At 43.9% G+C, this 18662-nt stretch carries 17 protein-coding genes; 6 read left to right on the top strand and 11 right to left on the bottom strand.

Annotated elements, in window-relative coordinates; genetic code table 11:
- Window positions 1–69: 69 nt before the first annotated feature.
- Window positions 70–228: a hypothetical protein gene (locus H3L97_RS03215; RefSeq protein WP_179655832.1), complete on the bottom strand. Its 159-nt coding sequence runs from the start codon at window positions 226–228 to the stop codon at window positions 70–72.
- Here H3L97_RS03215 and murJ point away from each other — a divergent pair.
- Window positions 185–1726: a murein biosynthesis integral membrane protein MurJ gene (gene murJ, locus H3L97_RS03210; RefSeq protein WP_097114406.1), complete on the top strand. Its 1542-nt coding sequence runs from the start codon at window positions 185–187 to the stop codon at window positions 1724–1726. The two genes, H3L97_RS03215 and murJ, sit on opposite strands and share 44 nt — an antisense overlap.
- 10 nt (window positions 1727–1736) lie before the next feature.
- Here murJ and H3L97_RS03205 read toward each other — a convergent pair whose 3' ends face one another.
- Window positions 1737–2372, bottom strand: coding sequence for an isochorismatase family protein (locus tag H3L97_RS03205; protein ID WP_097114405.1), 636 nt, complete (start codon window positions 2370–2372; stop codon window positions 1737–1739).
- Window positions 2373–2554: 182 nt separating this feature from the next.
- Here H3L97_RS03205 and H3L97_RS03200 point away from each other — a divergent pair, with 182 nt between their 5' ends.
- Together H3L97_RS03200 and H3L97_RS03195 are read left to right on the top strand one after the other, a co-directional pair.
- Window positions 2555–3655, top strand: coding sequence for a Stealth CR1 domain-containing protein (locus tag H3L97_RS03200; RefSeq protein ID WP_097114404.1), 1101 nt, complete (start codon window positions 2555–2557; stop codon window positions 3653–3655).
- A gap of 23 nt (window positions 3656–3678) precedes the next feature.
- Window positions 3679–7329 carry a CDP-glycerol glycerophosphotransferase family protein gene (locus tag H3L97_RS03195; RefSeq protein ID WP_097114403.1) on the top strand — a complete coding sequence of 1217 codons (3651 nt, stop codon included), beginning with the start codon at window positions 3679–3681 and terminating at the stop codon, window positions 7327–7329.
- A 61-nt stretch (window positions 7330–7390) separates the two neighbouring features.
- Here the strand turns inward: H3L97_RS03195 and H3L97_RS03190 are convergent, their stop codons facing one another.
- From H3L97_RS03190 to H3L97_RS03165, 6 genes are all read right to left on the bottom strand, one after another.
- Window positions 7391–8758 carry an XcbB/CpsF family capsular polysaccharide biosynthesis protein gene (locus H3L97_RS03190; RefSeq protein WP_097114402.1) on the bottom strand — a complete coding sequence of 456 codons (1368 nt, stop codon included), beginning with the start codon at window positions 8756–8758 and terminating at the stop codon, window positions 7391–7393.
- Between the two features lie 2 nt (window positions 8759–8760).
- On the bottom strand, window positions 8761–10200 hold the full coding sequence (locus tag H3L97_RS03185; protein ID WP_097114401.1) for an AMP-binding protein: 1440 nt from the start codon (window positions 10198–10200) through the stop codon (window positions 8761–8763).
- A gap of 7 nt (window positions 10201–10207) precedes the next feature.
- The gene (locus H3L97_RS03180; protein ID WP_097114400.1) at window positions 10208–10438 is read right to left on the bottom strand and encodes an acyl carrier protein; all 231 of its coding nucleotides are present in this window, start codon (window positions 10436–10438) and stop codon (window positions 10208–10210) included.
- A 180-nt stretch (window positions 10439–10618) separates the two neighbouring features.
- Window positions 10619–11410, bottom strand: coding sequence for a septal ring lytic transglycosylase RlpA family protein (locus tag H3L97_RS12135; protein ID WP_179655837.1), 792 nt, complete (start codon window positions 11408–11410; stop codon window positions 10619–10621).
- A gap of 64 nt (window positions 11411–11474) precedes the next feature.
- Window positions 11475–11939 (bottom strand): tRNA (uridine(34)/cytosine(34)/5-carboxymethylaminomethyluridine(34)-2'-O)-methyltransferase TrmL, encoded by a 465-nt coding sequence (gene trmL / locus H3L97_RS03170; RefSeq protein WP_097114399.1) that lies wholly within the window; start codon window positions 11937–11939, stop codon window positions 11475–11477.
- Window positions 11940–12079: 140 nt separating this feature from the next.
- Window positions 12080–12787: a ComF family protein gene (locus H3L97_RS03165; protein WP_097114398.1), complete on the bottom strand. Its 708-nt coding sequence runs from the start codon at window positions 12785–12787 to the stop codon at window positions 12080–12082.
- 89 nt (window positions 12788–12876) lie between these two features.
- Between H3L97_RS03165 and H3L97_RS03160 the strand changes: the two genes are divergently transcribed.
- The 3 genes from H3L97_RS03160 to H3L97_RS03150 all read left to right on the top strand — a co-directional run bounded on the left by H3L97_RS03160 (window position 12877) and on the right by H3L97_RS03150 (window position 16434).
- Entirely contained in the window at window positions 12877–14397 is a 1521-nt protein-coding gene (locus H3L97_RS03160; protein ID WP_179655836.1) for an ABC transporter permease, read from the top strand.
- A gap of 95 nt (window positions 14398–14492) precedes the next feature.
- The gene (gene tsaA / locus H3L97_RS03155) at window positions 14493–15170 is read left to right on the top strand and encodes a tRNA (N6-threonylcarbamoyladenosine(37)-N6)-methyltransferase TrmO (protein WP_097114397.1); all 678 of its coding nucleotides are present in this window, start codon (window positions 14493–14495) and stop codon (window positions 15168–15170) included.
- Window positions 15171–15294: 124 nt separating this feature from the next.
- Window positions 15295–16434: a L,D-transpeptidase gene (locus tag H3L97_RS03150; RefSeq protein ID WP_224446399.1), complete on the top strand. Its 1140-nt coding sequence runs from the start codon at window positions 15295–15297 to the stop codon at window positions 16432–16434.
- A gap of 124 nt (window positions 16435–16558) precedes the next feature.
- On the opposite strand, the gene H3L97_RS03145 is transcribed toward H3L97_RS03150, so the two are convergent.
- The 3 genes from H3L97_RS03145 to trxA form a co-directional block, all read right to left on the bottom strand.
- On the bottom strand, window positions 16559–17419 hold the full coding sequence (locus H3L97_RS03145) for an SIS domain-containing protein (protein WP_097114396.1): 861 nt from the start codon (window positions 17417–17419) through the stop codon (window positions 16559–16561).
- Window positions 17420–17457: 38 nt separating this feature from the next.
- Window positions 17458–18012, bottom strand: coding sequence for an ADP compounds hydrolase NudE (nudE, locus tag H3L97_RS03140; RefSeq protein ID WP_097114439.1), 555 nt, complete (start codon window positions 18010–18012; stop codon window positions 17458–17460).
- Window positions 18013–18161: 149 nt separating this feature from the next.
- A complete protein-coding gene (gene trxA, locus H3L97_RS03135) occupies window positions 18162–18494 on the bottom strand; it encodes a thioredoxin (protein ID WP_097114395.1) in 333 nt (110 codons plus the stop codon).
- Window positions 18495–18662 lie beyond the last annotated feature (168 nt).

The following is an 18662-nucleotide window of genomic DNA, read 5'->3' as shown; positions in this document are numbered from 1 at the left end:
TACAAGATAAAATTTTTTGTGATAAATAATGATGAACGATAAATATTTTTCTATTTTGACATTTTTTGCCTATGCCGATTTGCCGCGTCCAATTTGATTTTTCAGGCAGCTTGAACACAAAAAAGCTGCCTGAAAATCCATTTGCGTGTACACTTTGCGGCTTTCTTTTTTAGTTGATTGTGAAATGAATTTATTGGGTGTTTTGGCGCGAATCAGCAGCATGACCATGATTTCGCGCGTATTGGGATTTGTGCGCGATGCGATTGTGGCGCGCATTTTTGGCGCAGGCATGGCAATGGACGCTTTTGTGGTGGCATTTCGGCTGCCCAACTTGTTGCGGCGCATTTTTGCCGAAGGCGCGTTTTCCCAAGCCTTTGTGCCGATGTTGGCGGATTTTAAACGCAACCAATCGCCCGATGAAACGCGCCATTTTGTGCAAAATGTGGCAGGGGTGCTGTCGCTGGCTTTGCTGGCGGTAACGATTGTGGGCGTGATTGCCGCACCGATTGTGATTTGGCTCACCGCAAGCGGCTTTGCCCAACAAGGTGGCGAACGCTTTGATTTGGCTGTGGATTTATTGCGCGTGGTGTTTCCATATATTTTATTGATTTCGCTGTCTTCATTTGTGGGCAGCATTTTGAACACTTACGGTCAATTTTCCATTCCAGCTTTCACGCCCGTGTTGTTGAATGTGTCGTTTATCGTGTTTGCCGTGTGGTTTGTGCCGTATTTCAATCCACCGATTATGGCTTTGGGTTGGGCGGTGCTGATAGGCGGGGTGCTGCAACTGGCATTTCAACTGCCATGGTTGTACAAACTGGGGTTTTTGCGTTTGCCCAAATTGAATTGGCGCGATTCGGCGGTGCAACGTGTGATGAAACAGATGGTACCGTCCATTATCGGTTCATCGGTGGCGCAAATTTCTTTGGTGATTAACACGATTTTTGCCTCATTTTTGGTTTCAGGCAGCGTGTCGTGGATGTATTATGCCGACCGCTTGATGGAATTGCCATCGGGCGTGATTGGTGCGGCTTTGGGTACGATTTTGTTGCCCAGTTTGTCCAAACACGCGGCTGGCGAAGATGTGGCAGAATTTTCCGCATTGCTGGATTGGGGTTTGCGTTTGTGTATGCTGTTGATTTTGCCTGCGGCGGTGGGATTGGCGGTGTTGGGTTTTCCATTGGTGGCGACATTGTTTATGTATCAACAATTTGGCTTGCACGATGCCCAAATGACCCAATACGCGCTGATGGCATATTCAGTGGGTTTGCCCGCCATGATTTTGGTTAAAATTCTTGCGCCCGCATTTTACGCGCAAAAAAACGTGAAAACGCCCATGAAAGTGGCAATGATTTCGCTGGCAAGCACACAAATTTTCAATTTATTGCTGGTATGGCATTTGAAACATGTGGGTTTGGCATTGGCGATTGGCTTGGGCGCGTGTGTGAACGCGGCATTGCTGTTTGTGATTTTGCGTACGCGAAAAATGTATGTGCCACAAACGGGTTGGCGCACCTTTATGCTGAAAATCGGCACGGCATTGCTTGCCATGACCCTGATTTTGTGGGCGGTGCAAACCTTTGTGCCATTGCAATGGGACAATGTGGGTGGCGGACACCGTGTCTTGCAGTTGGGTTTGTTGATTGTGTTGGCGATGGTGGTGTATTTTTGTTTGTTGGGGGCGATGGGCATGCGTCCGCGTGATTTTAAACGCGCTGAAAAATGAGTTTCAATTTTCAGGCAGCCTGAATCGCATCGGCAATGCTGGCGGCATGGGGGAACAATTTGGCACCGTGTTGCGTCATTTCGTGCAAAGCCGCTTGGGTGGATTCGGGCGCAATGCCACGACAGGCAGCCAAATTCACCCACACCTGCCAATCGCCACCGCGCAATAATTGCAATACCGTGGTTTTGACGCAAAAATCCGTTGCCAAACCGCCCACAATCACAATTTGGGTTTGACGCTGCCGCAACCATTCCAGCAAACCCGTGCTGAGTTTCTCCTGAAAATCGTGAAAACACGCACCATAGGGGTGCAATTCTGGCGATGTGCCTTTCCACACACAAAAATCGTATGCCGTTTCATCGGGCAAACCATCGAGCAATTCATAGCCTTTGCTGCCCACAATGGCGTGTGCCACCCATTTCACATCGGCATTGATGAGACCTGTGGGTTTGCCCATATCGGCACGATTTTGGCAGAGCCATTTGGCGGCAAGCGTGTGTGCATCTTTGGTCATCACGCGCCAATCGGCAAGCGCGGCTTGGGCATTGAGTTCGCCCACAATTTCATCGCCACCCACAATGGGCAGTTCGTTGGGGCAAAGTGGGGTAAAGGTTTTTTGCGCATCAATATCAATAGAAACAATCATTTGATGTTATTTTCTTTGTTTCAAAACACCTTATTGTACCTGTACCGCAGCACAATGTGCGAAAAAGGCTGCCTGAAACACCGTAGCCATGATAAGTTGTGGTATATTTGTGGCTTGGCTCATTACCCTATTTTGATAAAACATAAGCCAAATCTTTGAATTTTTAAAAATTTAATACCAAAATGAAAAAAATCAAGAAATTCATCAGGCAGCCTGAAATTTTCTTCCGCGATTATTTGAACAAAAAACACCCCATACGCAACATAGAGCAAGCCATTGATGAATCAGAAGAACACATTATCCTGCAAAACAGCCAACACCTCGAATCGCAGGAAAGCCGCCTGAAACTTGCCCCATTTGCCGTTGATGTGGTGTTCACATGGGTCAATAATCACGACATGGCGTGGCAGCAACGCCGCCAACAACGCAGCCAACAGGCAACGCACAGCGCACTTTACAGCAACGATGAAGCCCGTTTTGCCAATCACAATGAGCTTTATTATTCGCTGCACAGTGTGCAAACGTTTTTGCCGTGGGTCAATCACATTTATATTGTTACCGACCAGCAAACACCCGATTGGTTTCAGGCAGCCCAATACCCCAAAGTCAGCATCATAGACCACCGCCAAATCATAGACGAACAATATTTGCCCACCTTCAATTCACACGTTATTGAAGCCCATTTGCACAACATACCCAATTTGAGTGAACATTTCATTTATTTCAATGACGATGTGTTTGTGGCGCGTCCCCTATTAAAAGAACACTTTTTTCGCGCCAACGGCATAGCCTCACTGTTTGTCGCCAACAAAAGCCTGAAACACATGCAAAGCAAAGGGGTGCAAACCCCCACCTTATCCGCATCGCAAAACAGCATGGCATTGTTGCAGCATCATCACGGTTGCCAAATTGACAATCCCTTGGTGCACACCTATGTCCCATTACGCAAAAGCCTTTTTCAGGCAGCGTGGAAACTGTATGCAGATGAAATCAAAGCATTTTTACCCAATGCCTTTCGCAGCAATCACGATTTGAATTTGGCAACCTTTCTGGTGCCATGGTTGATGTATTTAAACGGTGTTGCCACGTTCAGCAACGATGTATGTTACTATTTCAACATACGTTCAAACAAAGCACCCGCTCAATATCGCAAACTGTTACACCAAAACGCCCATCACCAACAACCCCATTCATTTTGTGCCAACGATTTTCACAGCCAGCAACAAATTGACAATTACCACAGCAAATTGATAGAAATGTTGCGAGCCTATTTCCAAATTTAAATTAAAAACAGAGTGTTAAAAAGATGAATCACAAAAAATTCAAAAAACTTTTAAGCAATCCCAAATTGTTTTTGAAAGACATGTACATCAAACGCAGCATGCAGCTTAAAAAACATTTGCCCATGAAATACAATGGCACACATCACTACACCATTGTATCAGCCGTCTACAATGTAGAAAAATACCTAGACGACTATTTCAACAGCATAGTCAAACAAAGTTTGGATTTCAAAAAACACATACAAATCATTTTGGTAGATGACGGTTCCACCGACCATTCTGCCCAAATCATCAAAAAATGGCAAAGCAAATTCCCCAATAACATTCATTATTTTTATAAAGAGAATGGCGGGCAAGCCTCGGCACGCAATTTGGGTTTAGAACATGTGCAAACAGAGTGGGTCACTTTTATTGACCCCGATGATTTTATTTCACCAGATTATTTTTATAAAATAGACCAATTTATTGGACAAAATACCCATTTCAGTATCATTTGTTGCCCATTAAAATTTTATTTTGAAGACCAACAAATCATCAAAGATACCCACCCTTTAAAATACCGTTTTGCCAATGGTAATAGCCAATGCACACTTACCAACCTGAAAAATCATTTACAACTATCAGCCAGCACCGCATTCTTTAAAATTGAAAACATTAAAAATCATCATGTTTTATTTGATAAAGACATGAAACCCAGCTTTGAAGATGCCAAATTTGTCACAGATTACATTTTGTCTTGTCAGCAGAGTAGCCATGCGGGTTTTATTGCCGATGTCAGCTATTTTTATCGAAAACGCTCCGATGGTTCTTCAACCTTGGATTCAGCGTGGCAGAATCCATTGTTGTTTTCACGGGTTATTGAAAAGGGCTGTATTGAAATTTTAAAAACAGCCCAACAAAAATTCGGTGCCATACCCGAACACATTCAAAGAATCGCACTGTACCACATCATTTGGTATTTTGGTCGCATTGTGAACAATCCTGCCGCCTTGTCTCATTTAACCACTGAGCAACAAGATGAATTTGTTTCATTACTTCATCAAATGTTTGAATATATTGATGATAATACCATTTTGCGTTTCAATCTGGCTGGTGTTTGGTGGTTTCAAAAAGTGGCATTATTGGGGTTATTTAAACACAAACGCCCCGCTTCACAAATTGCCTATGTTGAAGATTATGATTTAAAGAAACAACAAATTTTGATTAAATATTTCTCTTATTTTCCAGAATTGGAATACTGGGAAATGGACGGGCAAGAAATTTTTCCCGTATATCATAAACAACGCCGCCATGATTTTGTAGGGCAAACATACGTCAATGAATATAAAATTTGGCTTCAATGTTGTCCTGATGCACATTTAAAATTAAGCTTAAATGACACAAAAGTGCCACTTACGTTTTTGGGTCAGCAATTTGATGCTTTACCTATATCACAAGTGCAACAGCATTTTATGCAAAATTCTACCATACAAAATCAGGCATGGATTTTTATGGATAGAGAAGACCAAGCCGATGATAATGCAGAACATTTGTATGAATACATACAAAAAAACCATGCACATCATGAGTTGTATTTTGCCTTAAAACAATCATCACCTGATTGGGAAAGATTAAGCCAAAAAGGGTTCAATCTGCTGGATTTTGGCTCAGCCGATTTTGAAAATAAATTAAAAACATGTGCCAAAATCATCAGTAGCCATATTGATGGTTATATTACACATTATTTTCAAGATGATTCTTTATTGGATAAAGATTATGTATTCTTGCAACATGGCATTACCAAAGATAATTTATCCAATTGGCTCAATGGTAAAAAAATTGCCCTATTTATCACAGCAAGCCACGATGAGTACCATTCTATTGTTGATAATGGAACTTCATATAAATTTAGCAGTAAAGAAGTGAAACTAACAGGTTTTCCCCGTTATGATAAATTGATTACACAGAATCAGCCAAATAGTAAGCAAATTTTAATTATGCCAACATGGCGCAGTGGTATTTCTGGTCCCACCATTAAAGGGACAGAAAGGGAGAAAAATCCTGATTTTATGCAAACAAATTATGCCAAACATTGGCATGGTTTACTGAATCATCACACTTTGTATGAGTTACATCAAAAAGGATATAAAATCATTTTTGCACCACACCCCAATATCAAACAATATATGGATGAATTTACCGTACCTGGTTTTATCCAAATTTATAATTATTCAGATTATGGTATTCAGCAGTTGTTTCACGCAGCCTCCATGCTTATTACTGATTATTCTTCGGTAGCATTTGATATTGCTTATTTAAATAAACCCATTCTTTATTATCAATTTGACCATGAGGACGTTTTTTCAGGAGCACATACCTATCAAAAAGGCTATTTTGATTATGAACGAGATGGTTTTGGTGACATTGCCCATACAGAATCAGCATTATTAATTAAATTAAATCAATTGATTCATGGTAATGATGATAATTTAAAAATCTATCAGGAAAGGGGCAATAAAACTTTTGCATTTAGGGATAACTTGAATTGCGAACGCGTTTACCAAGCCATTATGAATTTGGATAAACCCGATACGGTAAACCCTTTGCCCATTATTGAACGCATGATTGAGCAGGCTGAAACACACAAGGCTTGGCATTTGGCGGCTTCACGGATTCATCATTTGCTGTCGGAACATCAACTTGATGACGCGACCAAATCCACTTATCAACAACGTTATTGTCATGCTTTATTCCAAGACAAGCAGTTGAATGGCTTGCAAAATTATCTGAATGAATGCCCCATCAACCGCGATTATTGGCAAGCCAAAATCCATTTGGAAATTGGCGATGCGGTATCGGGTGCTGCATTTTTCGCGCAAAATTCAGCCATGGGTACACCACACGACCATTGTCGCGCACTTTTGGCTGCGGCATATCATCAAGACGAAAAATCGTTTGCTGCCTTATTTGCACGTTTGGAGCAGAAATTGGCAGAGGAACATCAAATGATTTTGATGATTGCCCAGAAATTACATCAACAGCTTTATTTTGAAACACTTGATTTGATTGATGTGGCTTTGAATAAATTGAGCCAAGATGATAAAGGCAGCCTGAAACTGGAATTGCTCGCCGCATACATTTGCATGAATTTGGTTAAATTGCCCGATGCCCATCAATATTTGGTACGCTTTGAAACACACTCGCGCAATGACCCCAGTTGCCGCGTTGCCATTGCCCGTTTGGCAAAATTAAAAGGCGATGGCGAGAAATTGTTTAATCAATTAAATCGTGCTTTTGAAGAAAATTTATTGATGATACCCGAAGATTTGCTCGCCGATTATTTGAATGAATTGAGTAAAAGCGGCAATACACAAGCCGAAGCGTATTGGCGGGCACAATTTCGCCAAAAATACCCCAAAAATGCGGCACTCATTTTGCATGAAGCCAAAAAATGGTATGTGGCACGGGATTGGAAAAAAGTGCTAGAATATTTATCCCATATTGAACATTCGCCACAAGCCGAATATTTATATGCGTTAGCGGCTTTGCGCTCAGGCAAAAACAAGCAAGCCCATCATCAATTTGAGCAAGATTCATTTCAATATTGGAAATTGGCAGCAGAATTGGCAGAACTCAACGATGACAAAGCATTGTTAAAAGAATGTTTAAGGCAGCAATTGAATATGCTGGAATGATGATTGATTTTGGCGTACGATGTTTCAATCGTACGCCAAATTGGGTCTATTCATGCTTGATTTATAAAGAAATATCTACATCATTGACATTCAAACCCATCAACAGGCTGTTGATGATGGTATTGGACATAAATACCGTATTATTTGAAAAATCAATGTGTTTACCGATTTTTTCACAATCAAATTGACATAAAATCAATTCAGGTATGGCTGCTTTCAACTTGTGAATATCCTGATAAAATTCGGAGACTTTTGCCGTAGAAATCACAACCTGATTTGCGAGCTTTTGATTGATTTGATGAGGTAAAGTTCGGAATGTTTCTGCAATCGGCTGACGAATAGAATGCAAATACAAAGGGTCTTTACCGCCATAATAATCATGATTGCCCAAAAATGGGTCTATGGCAAAAGTTTTGTATCCACCTATTAAACCATGATATACCGCGCCTGTACCGCCCGAAGAAGCACCGCAAATAACCACATTTTCTTTATCAATATCATAAATATTCATCATTCTTTTAATGAATTTTTGGATATTATCTTCAATGTTTTCATCAAATTGTGTATTCAGACCATGGCTACCAAAAGCATCTGCCACATCTGCCATACGAATAATATAAGTATTGGGCATAATGCTGTTGGCAATAAATGGAAATGGGTGGCTATAATATCGGTCTATCATATTTTCATTGCTCTTATTGGTATAAGAGAAAAGAATCAGCAGATTTTTTTGCTTGGCATTCTGTAATTTGGGTGCTTCAATCGTGTAAATGACATTTTCCAATTCATGAAATGAATCAGAAAAGTAAGGCAATAAATCTTGATAACTGTTTTTGTTGATTCTGCGAAATACGCTTACGCCCATTTTATGTTCAACTGCCAAAAAACCTTTTTGGTTCAGCAGGTAAACATAATCACTTAAATTGTGATTACGCGCATAGCTAAGAAAAAAGTCATTGCTGTTGCCTTTAATACCAATATATTCGATTTGTGGATTATCTAAATATTCGCTTAAATGAATCTCTTGATTTTTTTCAACATTAAAAATATGACATAATTTATTGCCCATATAGGCAAAGATATTGGTCAGAATTTCACAAAATTTTTCTTCAATTTTTGCCCAATCGTCTTCAATCAATTTAAATGACCACAGGGTTTTTTCTTGATTTTGGGATTGAGGATAAGTGCGGTATTTTTCTGTAAGATGCTCAACCAATTTAGAAAAATGTGAAGGTGTACCAATGCGGCTTTTATTGCGTTCAATTAAGTTAAAGCTCTGACCTTGTGTGGCATAGCTGATACTGATGAAATAATCATTCACTAAAAAATCAAATACAATGCTTTGATTATTATAAATCCAAGCATGAATTTTACTGGTATCAATTTGAACTGTATTGAGAATGCGGTTTTGTATTTGATGTAAATCCATTTTTATATGCCTTGCTGGTATTGGTTGAGTAATGCTTTTTTGTCTACTTTGTGGTTGGTGCTAACGGGAATGGCATCAATATGAATGAATTCTGATGGCATCATGTATGCTGGCAAAGTTTCAGACAGCATGGTTTTGATATTTTGTGTATCGGCACTTTGTTTTGCGGTATAGAAACACACCAAGCGCAATACGGCTCCTGTATTGCGTGTTAAGGCAATGACTGCCACATTGTCAAAATGGAATGCTTTTAAATTGATGATTTTTTCTTCAATTTCAGATAATTCAATGCGATAGCCATTCAGCTTGATTTGCTCGTCTTTGCGTCCTTGTACATAAAACATGCCATTTTTTTCAAAACCGTAATCGCCTGTTTTGTAGGTTCGTTCGTGCTCGTTGTGTATGATTAAACTTTTTTCATTGGCTGTGGGATTATTCAGGTAGCCTCGCATGACGTGCTGCCCACTTATCCAAATTTCGTCATCTACGATTTCCAATTTGGCATTTAAGACGGCTTGACCAACGGGCAATTCTTCTTCTGCGTCCAACATGGCTTGGGTAATATCCACATAGGTGGTTGCGACTGTGGCTTCTGTTGGCCCATAAGTGTTTATCACGCGAACATTGGGGAATTTTTGAAAAATCAGATTGACAACGGGTTTACTGAGTTTCTCTCCACAAAATAAAAATTCTTTTAAATGGGGCAAGGTGCTTTGATTTAATTTGGGATTTAAAATTTGCTGCATGGCAAAAGATGGCGTAGAAACCCAAGTGCTGATTGCTTGTTTTGCCAAGAAATCCAACCATTCGCCTGTATTTTGAATGGCTTCTCGGCTGTTCATCACAATGCTGCCACCGTAAGCCAAATTGCCAAAAATTTCATACATGGACAAATCAAACGCAAAGGGGGCTTGGTTCATAAAGATGTTGGGTTGGGCAAGATTCAGTTGTGTTTTCATCCATTTCATTAAATTAAACACGGCTTCACGCCCAATTTGTACGCCTTTGGGCGCACCTGTTGTGCCAGATGTGAACATGATGTATGCCAAATCTTTTTCAGCCAGCTCAATTTCTTCATCGGTTTGTTTTTCAAATGTTTGGTTGGCTGCACGATACACATAGCGTGCATGAGAAAGCTGACAAATGTGCTGTAAACGACTTTCAGGATAAATGTTGTCCACGGGAATAAAGGGGATGTGATTTTGTAGGCAAGCATAAATTGCCACCACAAAATCAATTTCTTTATGACCATACAATACCAAAGGTATATTTTTTGAAAAATCGCTTATTTGACGATATTTTTCAATAAATTGTGCCATTTTGGTTTGTAAATCTTCCCAAGAGCAGGTGTCATGGGCATTGCTCAATGCTTTGCCTGTGCTTGCTTGGAAACGGTAGGTCAAAAATGCATCTAAATCCTGAAAATCGTTTATGTGTGGCATGATGAATTTAGCCTTTATAATGTTGTTCAATATATTGAATTAAATTGCTTGAATTGGCTAAAATATCGACCAATTTTTCAAATGGCAAATCCACATTAAATTTCTCTTTTACCGCCATCACCAAATCCATGGCACTGATGGAGTCAATCAATCCTGTTGTTAAAAGTTCTTCATTGGCGGAAATTTGTTTTTGTGCAATTTGGGAGACAATCGCTAAAACGTCTTGGGATACGGACATGATGTAAAAATCCTTATAATGATGTAAATGTTGAATAAAAATGTGAAAAAATGTCAATTTATGCAATTATGCCATATTTTGCACCCTTTGCAAAACTGGACTCATGGTGTGATTTAGGTTTTGATTCCAAATGATAAAGGCTGCCTGAAATGCTTTTCAGACAGCCTTCAATTTATTTTATTATAAATGATGCAAAGCCAAATTCGGCAATTTGCTTTTCACATCATCAATGTGCTGCTGTGTGGCAAAGGGCCCTACTCGCACCACATAGCCTGTTTCTTGTTTGACCATATCAACAGGATAGTGCGATTGAGCTGCCTGTAATTGTTGGCTGGTTTGCAACATAAACGCACGCGCATCGTGTTCATTGTTGAAATTTTGCACATGCCAATACATTGTGGGCAAAACATTCGGTGCAAACGCTATGGTTGGCGTTTTGGGCGATGTTGCCACTGCCACCGCTTGTGCTGGGGCGGTTAAAACGGGTTTGCCGTGCAGCGTTTCAATTTTCACGCTTGCCATGCCATTGTTCACAAAACCCTGTTGTGCCGCCGCGCCTTTGGACAAATCAATCACGCGATTGCCGTGAAAAGGTCCTCGGTCATTGACACGCACCACCACGCTTTTGCCGTTGGTGGTGTTGGTTACGCGCACTTGCGTTCCCAAAGGCAAGGTTCGGTGGGCGGCACTCAAACCGTTCATATTGAAAATTTCACCATTGCTGGTTTTTTTGCCATGAAAACCCGGTCCATACCACGATGCTTGCCCCGTTTGCGTGAAATAAGCCACGCTTTTCATGGGTTGGTAGGTTTTGCCGCGCACTTGGTAGGCTTTTGCCATAATGGCTTGATGTGCTTGGGTTTTCACTTCTGTGTTGTTGATGTTGGCGGCTTGGGCTTTGTTGATTGCCACGGTGCCAACAATCATGAGGGTAATCACGCCAATAAAAAAAGCGTCTTGAATTTTAGACAAAATCAGTCCAATCTTTGAGTTGATAAAAATTTTTGTGCTGCCCATTTTCAGGCAGCCTGAACCATCACACACCGCCCGCATAAGCATTTTGTCGCCACGCTTCAAACACGGTAATCGCCACCGTGTTAGACAAATTCATGCTGCGATTATCGGGCATCATGGGAAAGCGGATTTTTTGGTTTTCAGGCAGCGTTGCCAAAATATCGGCAGGCAAACCGCGCGTTTCAGGGCCAAATAAAAACACATCGCCAGCTTGAAATGCCACTTGGTCGGGGCGCGTGCTGCCTTTGGTGGTGAGCGCGAAAATGCGTTTGCCCTGCAAAGCGTTCAAACAATCGGTAAGATTTTCATGCACTTGCACATGGGCAAATTCGTGGTAATCCAGCCCTGCACGTTTCATTTTGGCATCGTCCAAGGGAAAACCAAGCGGCTTGACCAAGTGTAATTGGCAGCCCGTGTTGGCGCACAAGCGAATGATGTTGCCCGTATTGGGCGGAATTTCGGGTTGATACAACACAACGGTAAACATTTTGATAATCAAATGGCGTTAATCAAGGGCGGCAAATATAGCTGGATTATGGCGATGATGTGGTGGGTTTTTCAAAAAATTACGCAATTTTAACGTTTGCATTCACAATTATTTTTCATGATTTTTTCAATGATGTTGCTTTATTTTAATAAAACGCGACTGGCTGTCCACGCATACACCGCCATTGCCCCTGATTCATGCAAGGCGCGTGCCAACTCGTGTAAAGTTGCCCCTGTGGTGTAAACATCGTCAATCAAAAGAATGTGTTGGTCGCGCACATCGGCAGCAATTTCAAACACATCACGAATGTTACGCCGCCGTGCCGCATAGCCCAATTGACTTTGCGCTTGCCGATGTTGGCGCAAAATGAGTTGGCTGGACAAAAGTGGCAAATGGTAATGTTGTGCCAATTTTTGCGCCAGCTCTTCGGTTTGATGAAAGCCGCGTTGCCACAAGCGTTTTTTGCTGATGGGCATGGGCAAAATGGCGTTGATGGGCTTTTCAGGCAGCCACGCGGGGGGATTTTGCCGCATGATTTCACATAAAACGTGAATTAAGGCATTCTTTTTATTGTGTTTCCATTCGTGAATCAACGCAGGCATGGGCGGCACATAATGCGTACTTGCCCACATTGCTGCCAAAGGCGGTGGGTGGCGTTGGCAACGGTCGCACATTTTGCCCGTTTCGCTGGGGCTGGCGCAGCGTGGGCAGCTTTGCGCGGCTTGGGTAAAACAGCCACGCAAATCGTTCAGGCAGCCTGAACAGCATTTTTCGTGGCTGTCGGCATGGCACAATAAGCAATTTTTTTGATAGAAATGCGAAAATAAATTGATTTTATTCATAATCATTGGGCTTTCATTTCGGTTTGAAACCCCACCGTGGATTTCGGTAGAATGCGGCTATTTTACCGCACGCTTGCCAACGAAAAGGAATCTTGATGAAACCACAAACCATGTTCCGCCATGTGATTTTGGCGATGTTGCCTTTGGGCTTTTTGGGCGTGATGGTGTTTGCGCCATTGTGGGCGATGTTGATGTACGATGATTCGGCATGGTTGTGGCGCGAAGTGTTGTCCGACCCCTATTATCGGTGGCGCATTGAGTGGACGGCATTTCAGGCAGCCTGCACCGTGGTTTTGACCACCCTGTTGGGCGTACCCACCGCGTGGGCATTGGCGCGATTGGATTTCACAGGCAGAACAAGCATTTTACGCGCCCTGATGTTGCCTTTTGTCATGCCCACTTTGGTGGCGGGCATGGGGGTGCTGGCATTATTTGGCGACCAAGGCATACTGTGGCGCGGTTGGGCAGACACGCCTTATTTGTTGTTTTATGGCAATGTGTTTTTCAATTTGCCCGTGATGATACGCGCGGCGCACCACGGATTGTTGGCGGTGCCTGCCAATCGCTTGGCGGCGGCACAGGTTTTGGGTGCAAACGAATGGCAACGCTTTTGGCAAGTGGAATTTTGGGTCATGAAAAACCATTTGGCTGGGGGGGCGTGTTTGGTTTTTTTGTATTGTTTTTCGGGATTTGGTTTGGCGTTGTTGCTTGGGGGGCAGCGTCATGCCACGGTGGAAGTGGAAATTTATCAACTGATTGCCTACGAATTGGATATGCCACGCGCGGCGGTGTTGGTGTGGTGCGTGTTGGCAATTACCGCTTTGGTGGGGGCGATGTATGCGTGGTTGAGCCAACGCCACCACAGCGCAGCCATTCAAATCAAGCAGCCTGAACCGCCCCAAGGCGCACAATATTTCATTTTGTGGACAAGTTGGGCAATTTTAGCCTTATTTTGTGCTTTGCCCTTGCTGGCGGTGGCGTTTCAGGCAGCCCAGTCGTGGCAAGCGTGGTCGGTGTGGTTGGAACAAGAAACATGGCAAGCCCTGTTCAACACCTTAAAATTCACCGCTTTATCGCTGATTTTGGCAATGATTTTGGGGCTTAACCACGCCGCTTTGGCAAAACAGGTGGCGTGGATACGCGGTTTCACATTTTTACCGTTTATGGTGTCGCCTGTGTGTTTGGCGTTTGGGGTGCTGCTGTTGTATCCGCAATGGTCGTCATCGTTGATGCTGCTGATTGCGCTGTATGCCTTGCTTGCCTATCCATTTGTTACCAAAGACATTTTGGCAACTTGGGACAATTTGCCCACCAATTATTTGAATGCAGCACGGGTGTTGGGGGCGAGCCGTTTTCAGGCAGCCTGTTTTGTGATTTTGCCCTTGCTGAAAAGCGCATTGCGGCGCGGTTTGACTTTGGCGGCGGCAACGGGCATAGGCGAATTTGCCGCCACCCTGTTTTTATCGCGCCCCGAATGGACAACACTCACCACACTCATCTACCAAAAGCTCGGTCGCGTGGGCATGGAAAATCATCAACAAGCCATGGTTTTGTCGTTTGGCTTAATGCTGTTGGCAAGTGGCATTTTTCTCTTGTTGGACAGCAAAGATTCATAAATCATTTCATTACCCTGCAAAAATTTTCATTTTGTCGTGTAACATCATCAATCATCAGAATATCATGTATTTATTTCAATAAAAGGCAAAAAATCATGAATTTTAATATAGAATCCATAGGCACAATCCACTCGCCCTTTACCCAAAAATTTGGCATACCGCGCCAACCCGACCTTGTGCCAGCCGCCCAAATCCGCATAGACCTCCACCCCCAATTCAACAGCGACAGCGTACGCGGCTTGGCAGAATTTGAATACATTTGGGTGCATTTCATTTTTCACGATGCCATAGGTGAAGGCTGGGCGCAAATGGTTCGTCCACCACGTTTGGGCGGCAAAAAGAAAGTGGGCGTGTTTGCCACGCGCAGCCCACATCGCCCCAATCACATCGGCTTGTCGCTGCTCAAATTGCACCAAATCAGCGTGGTAAACCAAATCGTGCAACTGCATTGTGGCGGCGGCGATTTGCTCAATGGCACGCCTGTGATAGACATCAAACCCTACATTCCATTTGTGGAAGCCAAACCCGATGCCGCGTCAGGTTTTGTGCAAGGTGCACCGCCGCAATTACCCGTGCATTGGCAGCCTGAAAGCGGCAAACACCACCTGCCAGCGCAACTCATCGCCCTGATAGAACAAAGTTTGGCGCAAGACCCACGCCCCGCATACCAAGACCAGCACGAACGCATTTACGGCATGGCAATGGCAGGGGTGGAAGTCAAATTTCGCATTCACAGTCAGGCGGTGTGGGTGGTGTCGGTTCAGGCAGCCTGAAATGTTGTTAAAACGATACACAATCGCCCAACAAACGGCAAAATCAGGTTTTTTCATCAAGTTTACGGCTTGATTCAGGTATGATTGTTGCCATTTTTTTCATTTTTAAAGGATTATCCTGAATATGATGCCAAAATTGACTTGGGTTACATTGTCCTTGGCTTTAACAGCCCACACCTTGGCGGCACCCATGCCAGCCAAAAAGTCCAATCCCACCACCGCCAGCAAACCCGTGTTGCTGTCCAAAACCCTACAACCCGATGGCGCAACGCCCGTTGCCAACGTGAAACGCACCCCCATTCCCGATGTTGCGCCTGTGAAAAACGGCTTTCACGTCATCATCAACATTCCCCAACAACGCCTGTTTTTGTATCAAGATGGCGTGTTGGAAAAAGTTTACCCCGTGGCGGTGGGCAAAGCCATGACCCAAACCAATTTGGGCGAACACACCATTGGCGGCAAAGCCTTTGACCCCACTTGGCACATTCCCAAATCCATTCAAGCCGAATTGAAAAACGGCAAAACCACCGTTCCCCCCGGCCCTGAAAATCCATTAGGGCCTGTGTTTGTGCGTTTGGGCAACCCCAAATTGGGCTTGGGCATTCACGGCACCAATGCCCCCAGCAGCGTGCCAGGGGTACGCAGCCACGGTTGCGTGCGCATGAAATCAGAACAAGCCCTTGATTTTGCTCACACCATTACCACAGGTTCGCCTGCCACCGTGAGCTACGAAATGGCAGCCTTAAACGTTGATGAAGACAACCAATTATGGTTGGCAGTATTTGGCGACCCCTACAACAAGAAAAATCTGAACACGGCAGCCTTAAAGAAAACCGTGCAAGCATGGGCAAAAGCCAATGGCGCAACCATCAGCGCAGCCAGCATTGAGCAAATCATCAAAGGCAAAGCAGGCAAACCGATTTGTTTGAGCTGCAAAGGTAAAGGCAAATTTGCGGTAAAAGGGCAGTTGCAATCATTGGCTTGGAACAAAGTGACCGCGCCCAAATCAGGCAGCTCACGCGCACCAAGCGATGACATTAAGCCAGAAAGCAACGAAATTGAAATTGACGCAGGCGATGATGCACCCAGCAAACCCGTTGCCAGCAAAGCCAAAGCCGCCAGCAAGCCCAACAGCGCAGCCGCCAAAAAAGCCAGCGCAGTTCAGCCCAACGCCGCTTCGGAAGTGGAACGTCCTTTGAAACCGATTAACGACACATCGGCTTTTGAAGAAAAACCCTTAACGCCCATCAATAAAGGCAAATAAGGTTAAATTGAATTGGGTTAAACAGGGCAGATTTCATATCTGCCCTTTGGTTTTCAGGCTGCTTTTTATGCCAATATTGAACATATTTGGCACAAAAAGCCATTCAGATGATGAACTCGGATTCTTAATCGTTCAACAAATCCTGCTCTTCGTTCAAACGGTGGCGATGAATGCTCTGTTTGCCCTTTTCCAGCTTAAAGCTGACCGTTTCGCCCAAACGCAATGCCAAGCCAATCGCCAAAATGTCCACCACCGCCAGTTGCAGCAAACGCGACACCATGGGCGTGTAGCGGCTGCTGTCTTCTTGCACGGCAACGGTCAAAACGCAATCGCCCATTTGTGCCAAAGGGCTGTCGTGGCGTGTAATCACAATGACTTGTGCGCCATTTTCTTTGGCAATGCTCACCGCGTCCAAAATTTCAATTGATGAACCCGAATTGGAAATCACCACCAACACATCTTGCGGACTCAACACCGCCGCCGCCATAAGCTGAATGTGCGTGTCGGCATACGCCACCGTGGAAATGCCAAATCGGAAAAATTTGTGCTGTGCATCTTGCGCCACAATGCCCGAATTGCCCACGCCATAAAATTCAATGCGCCGCGCGTGGGTAAGCAATGAAATGGCGCGTTCCAATTCGGTTTGGTCTAGGCTGCGGCGCGCGCCCAACAAAGCGGCGGCGGTGTTGCCCAACACTTTTTCCATCACATCGCCCATGCTGTCGTCAATATTCAGCTCGGCATGAACATAGGGCAAACCCGATTGGCTGATGCTCACCGAAAGTGCCAATTTAAATTCGGGCAGCCCGCTAAAATCCATGCTGCGACAAAAACGAATCACGGTGGGTTGCGACACACCAGCACGTTCGGCAATTTCCGCCACGGCAGCATGAACAAACCATTTGGGTTCGGCAAGTGCCACTTCGGCAACTTTGCGTTCGGCGGCAGAGAGTTTATCTAATTGTTCACTGATTTTGCTTAACATTGTTCAATCTCACTGGTTTCTATTTTAAAAATGGCTTTTCAGGCTGCCTGAAAACGCTGCAACAACATCAATGCGCTCAAAACACGCGCATCGCCAAATTGGGGATTATCAATCAAATCATCAATTTGGCTGATTGGCACACGCACAATTTCAAGCGGTTCAGGCTCATCGCCTTCCAATTTGGCGGGATACAAATCTTGTGCCACAAAAACGTCCATCACACCATACATGTGGCTGGGATTGGCATAAATTTGGCGCAAAAACCGAATCTGCTTGGCACCCAAGCCGATTTCTTCTTGCAATTCGCGGTTGGCGGCTTGTGCTGGGGTTTCGCCAGCGTCAATCAAGCCTTTCACAAAGCCCAATTCGTAGCGTTGTGCGCCAACGGCATATTCGCGCACCATCAGCAAATCATCGCCATCAATCGGCAACACCATGACCGAAGGTTTGCGATTGGGTGTGAGCCGTTCATAGGTTCGCAATGCGCCGTTGTCAAAACGCAAATCCACCGCTTGTACTTGAAAAATGCGGGTTTCTGCCACCACGCGCACGCCCAAAATTTCGGGCAGGGGTTTATTGTTATTCAGAATCATCGCCAATGTTGTACCATGTAATTGATTAGAAGAATTGTACGCTCTTTTATCCCCAATTTGGGCAAACGCAATGAAATTTTCTTTCGGAAACACGCAACAAAAAGCTGCCTGAATCGGTTTTCAGGCAGCTTTTTTCGCAAAAACTGCAATTACGCTTGAATCGATGCTTTGATAAACGCTTCCAATTGGGGTTTGGGCAAAGCACCTGGGCGTTCTGCCACTTTGTTGCCATTTTGGAAAACCATCATCGTGGGAATGCTGCGAATGCCAAATTGAACAGGAATGACTTGATTTTCATCAACATTCATTTTGGCGATTTTCACTTTGCCGTCCAATTCATCAGCCAACTGCTCCAAAATGGGCAGTACCATGCGGCAAGGCGCACACCATGGCGCCCAAAAATCCAGCAACACAGGCAAAGATGAATTTAAAATTTCTTCTTGGAAATTGGCATCGGTAATTTGAACAATTTTGTCGCTCATTGTTGTTCCTTTCAAAAAATCAGGGTAAGGGTTAATTGGGTGTTTAAGATAAGGCTTTCTGGACAATAATTCAAGGGGCGAAATGAGATTATCGCTTTTGCCTATTTGGTACATAGCATTCAGGCAGCCTGAAACTTTTGTCCAACCTTTTCAGGCTGCCTGAAACGC

The sequence above is a fragment of the Alysiella filiformis genome, assembly GCF_014054525.1.
GTDB classification, from domain to species: Bacteria; Pseudomonadota; Gammaproteobacteria; order Burkholderiales; family Neisseriaceae; genus Simonsiella; species Simonsiella filiformis.
This window is presented reverse-complemented; position numbering and strand designations above follow the sequence as displayed.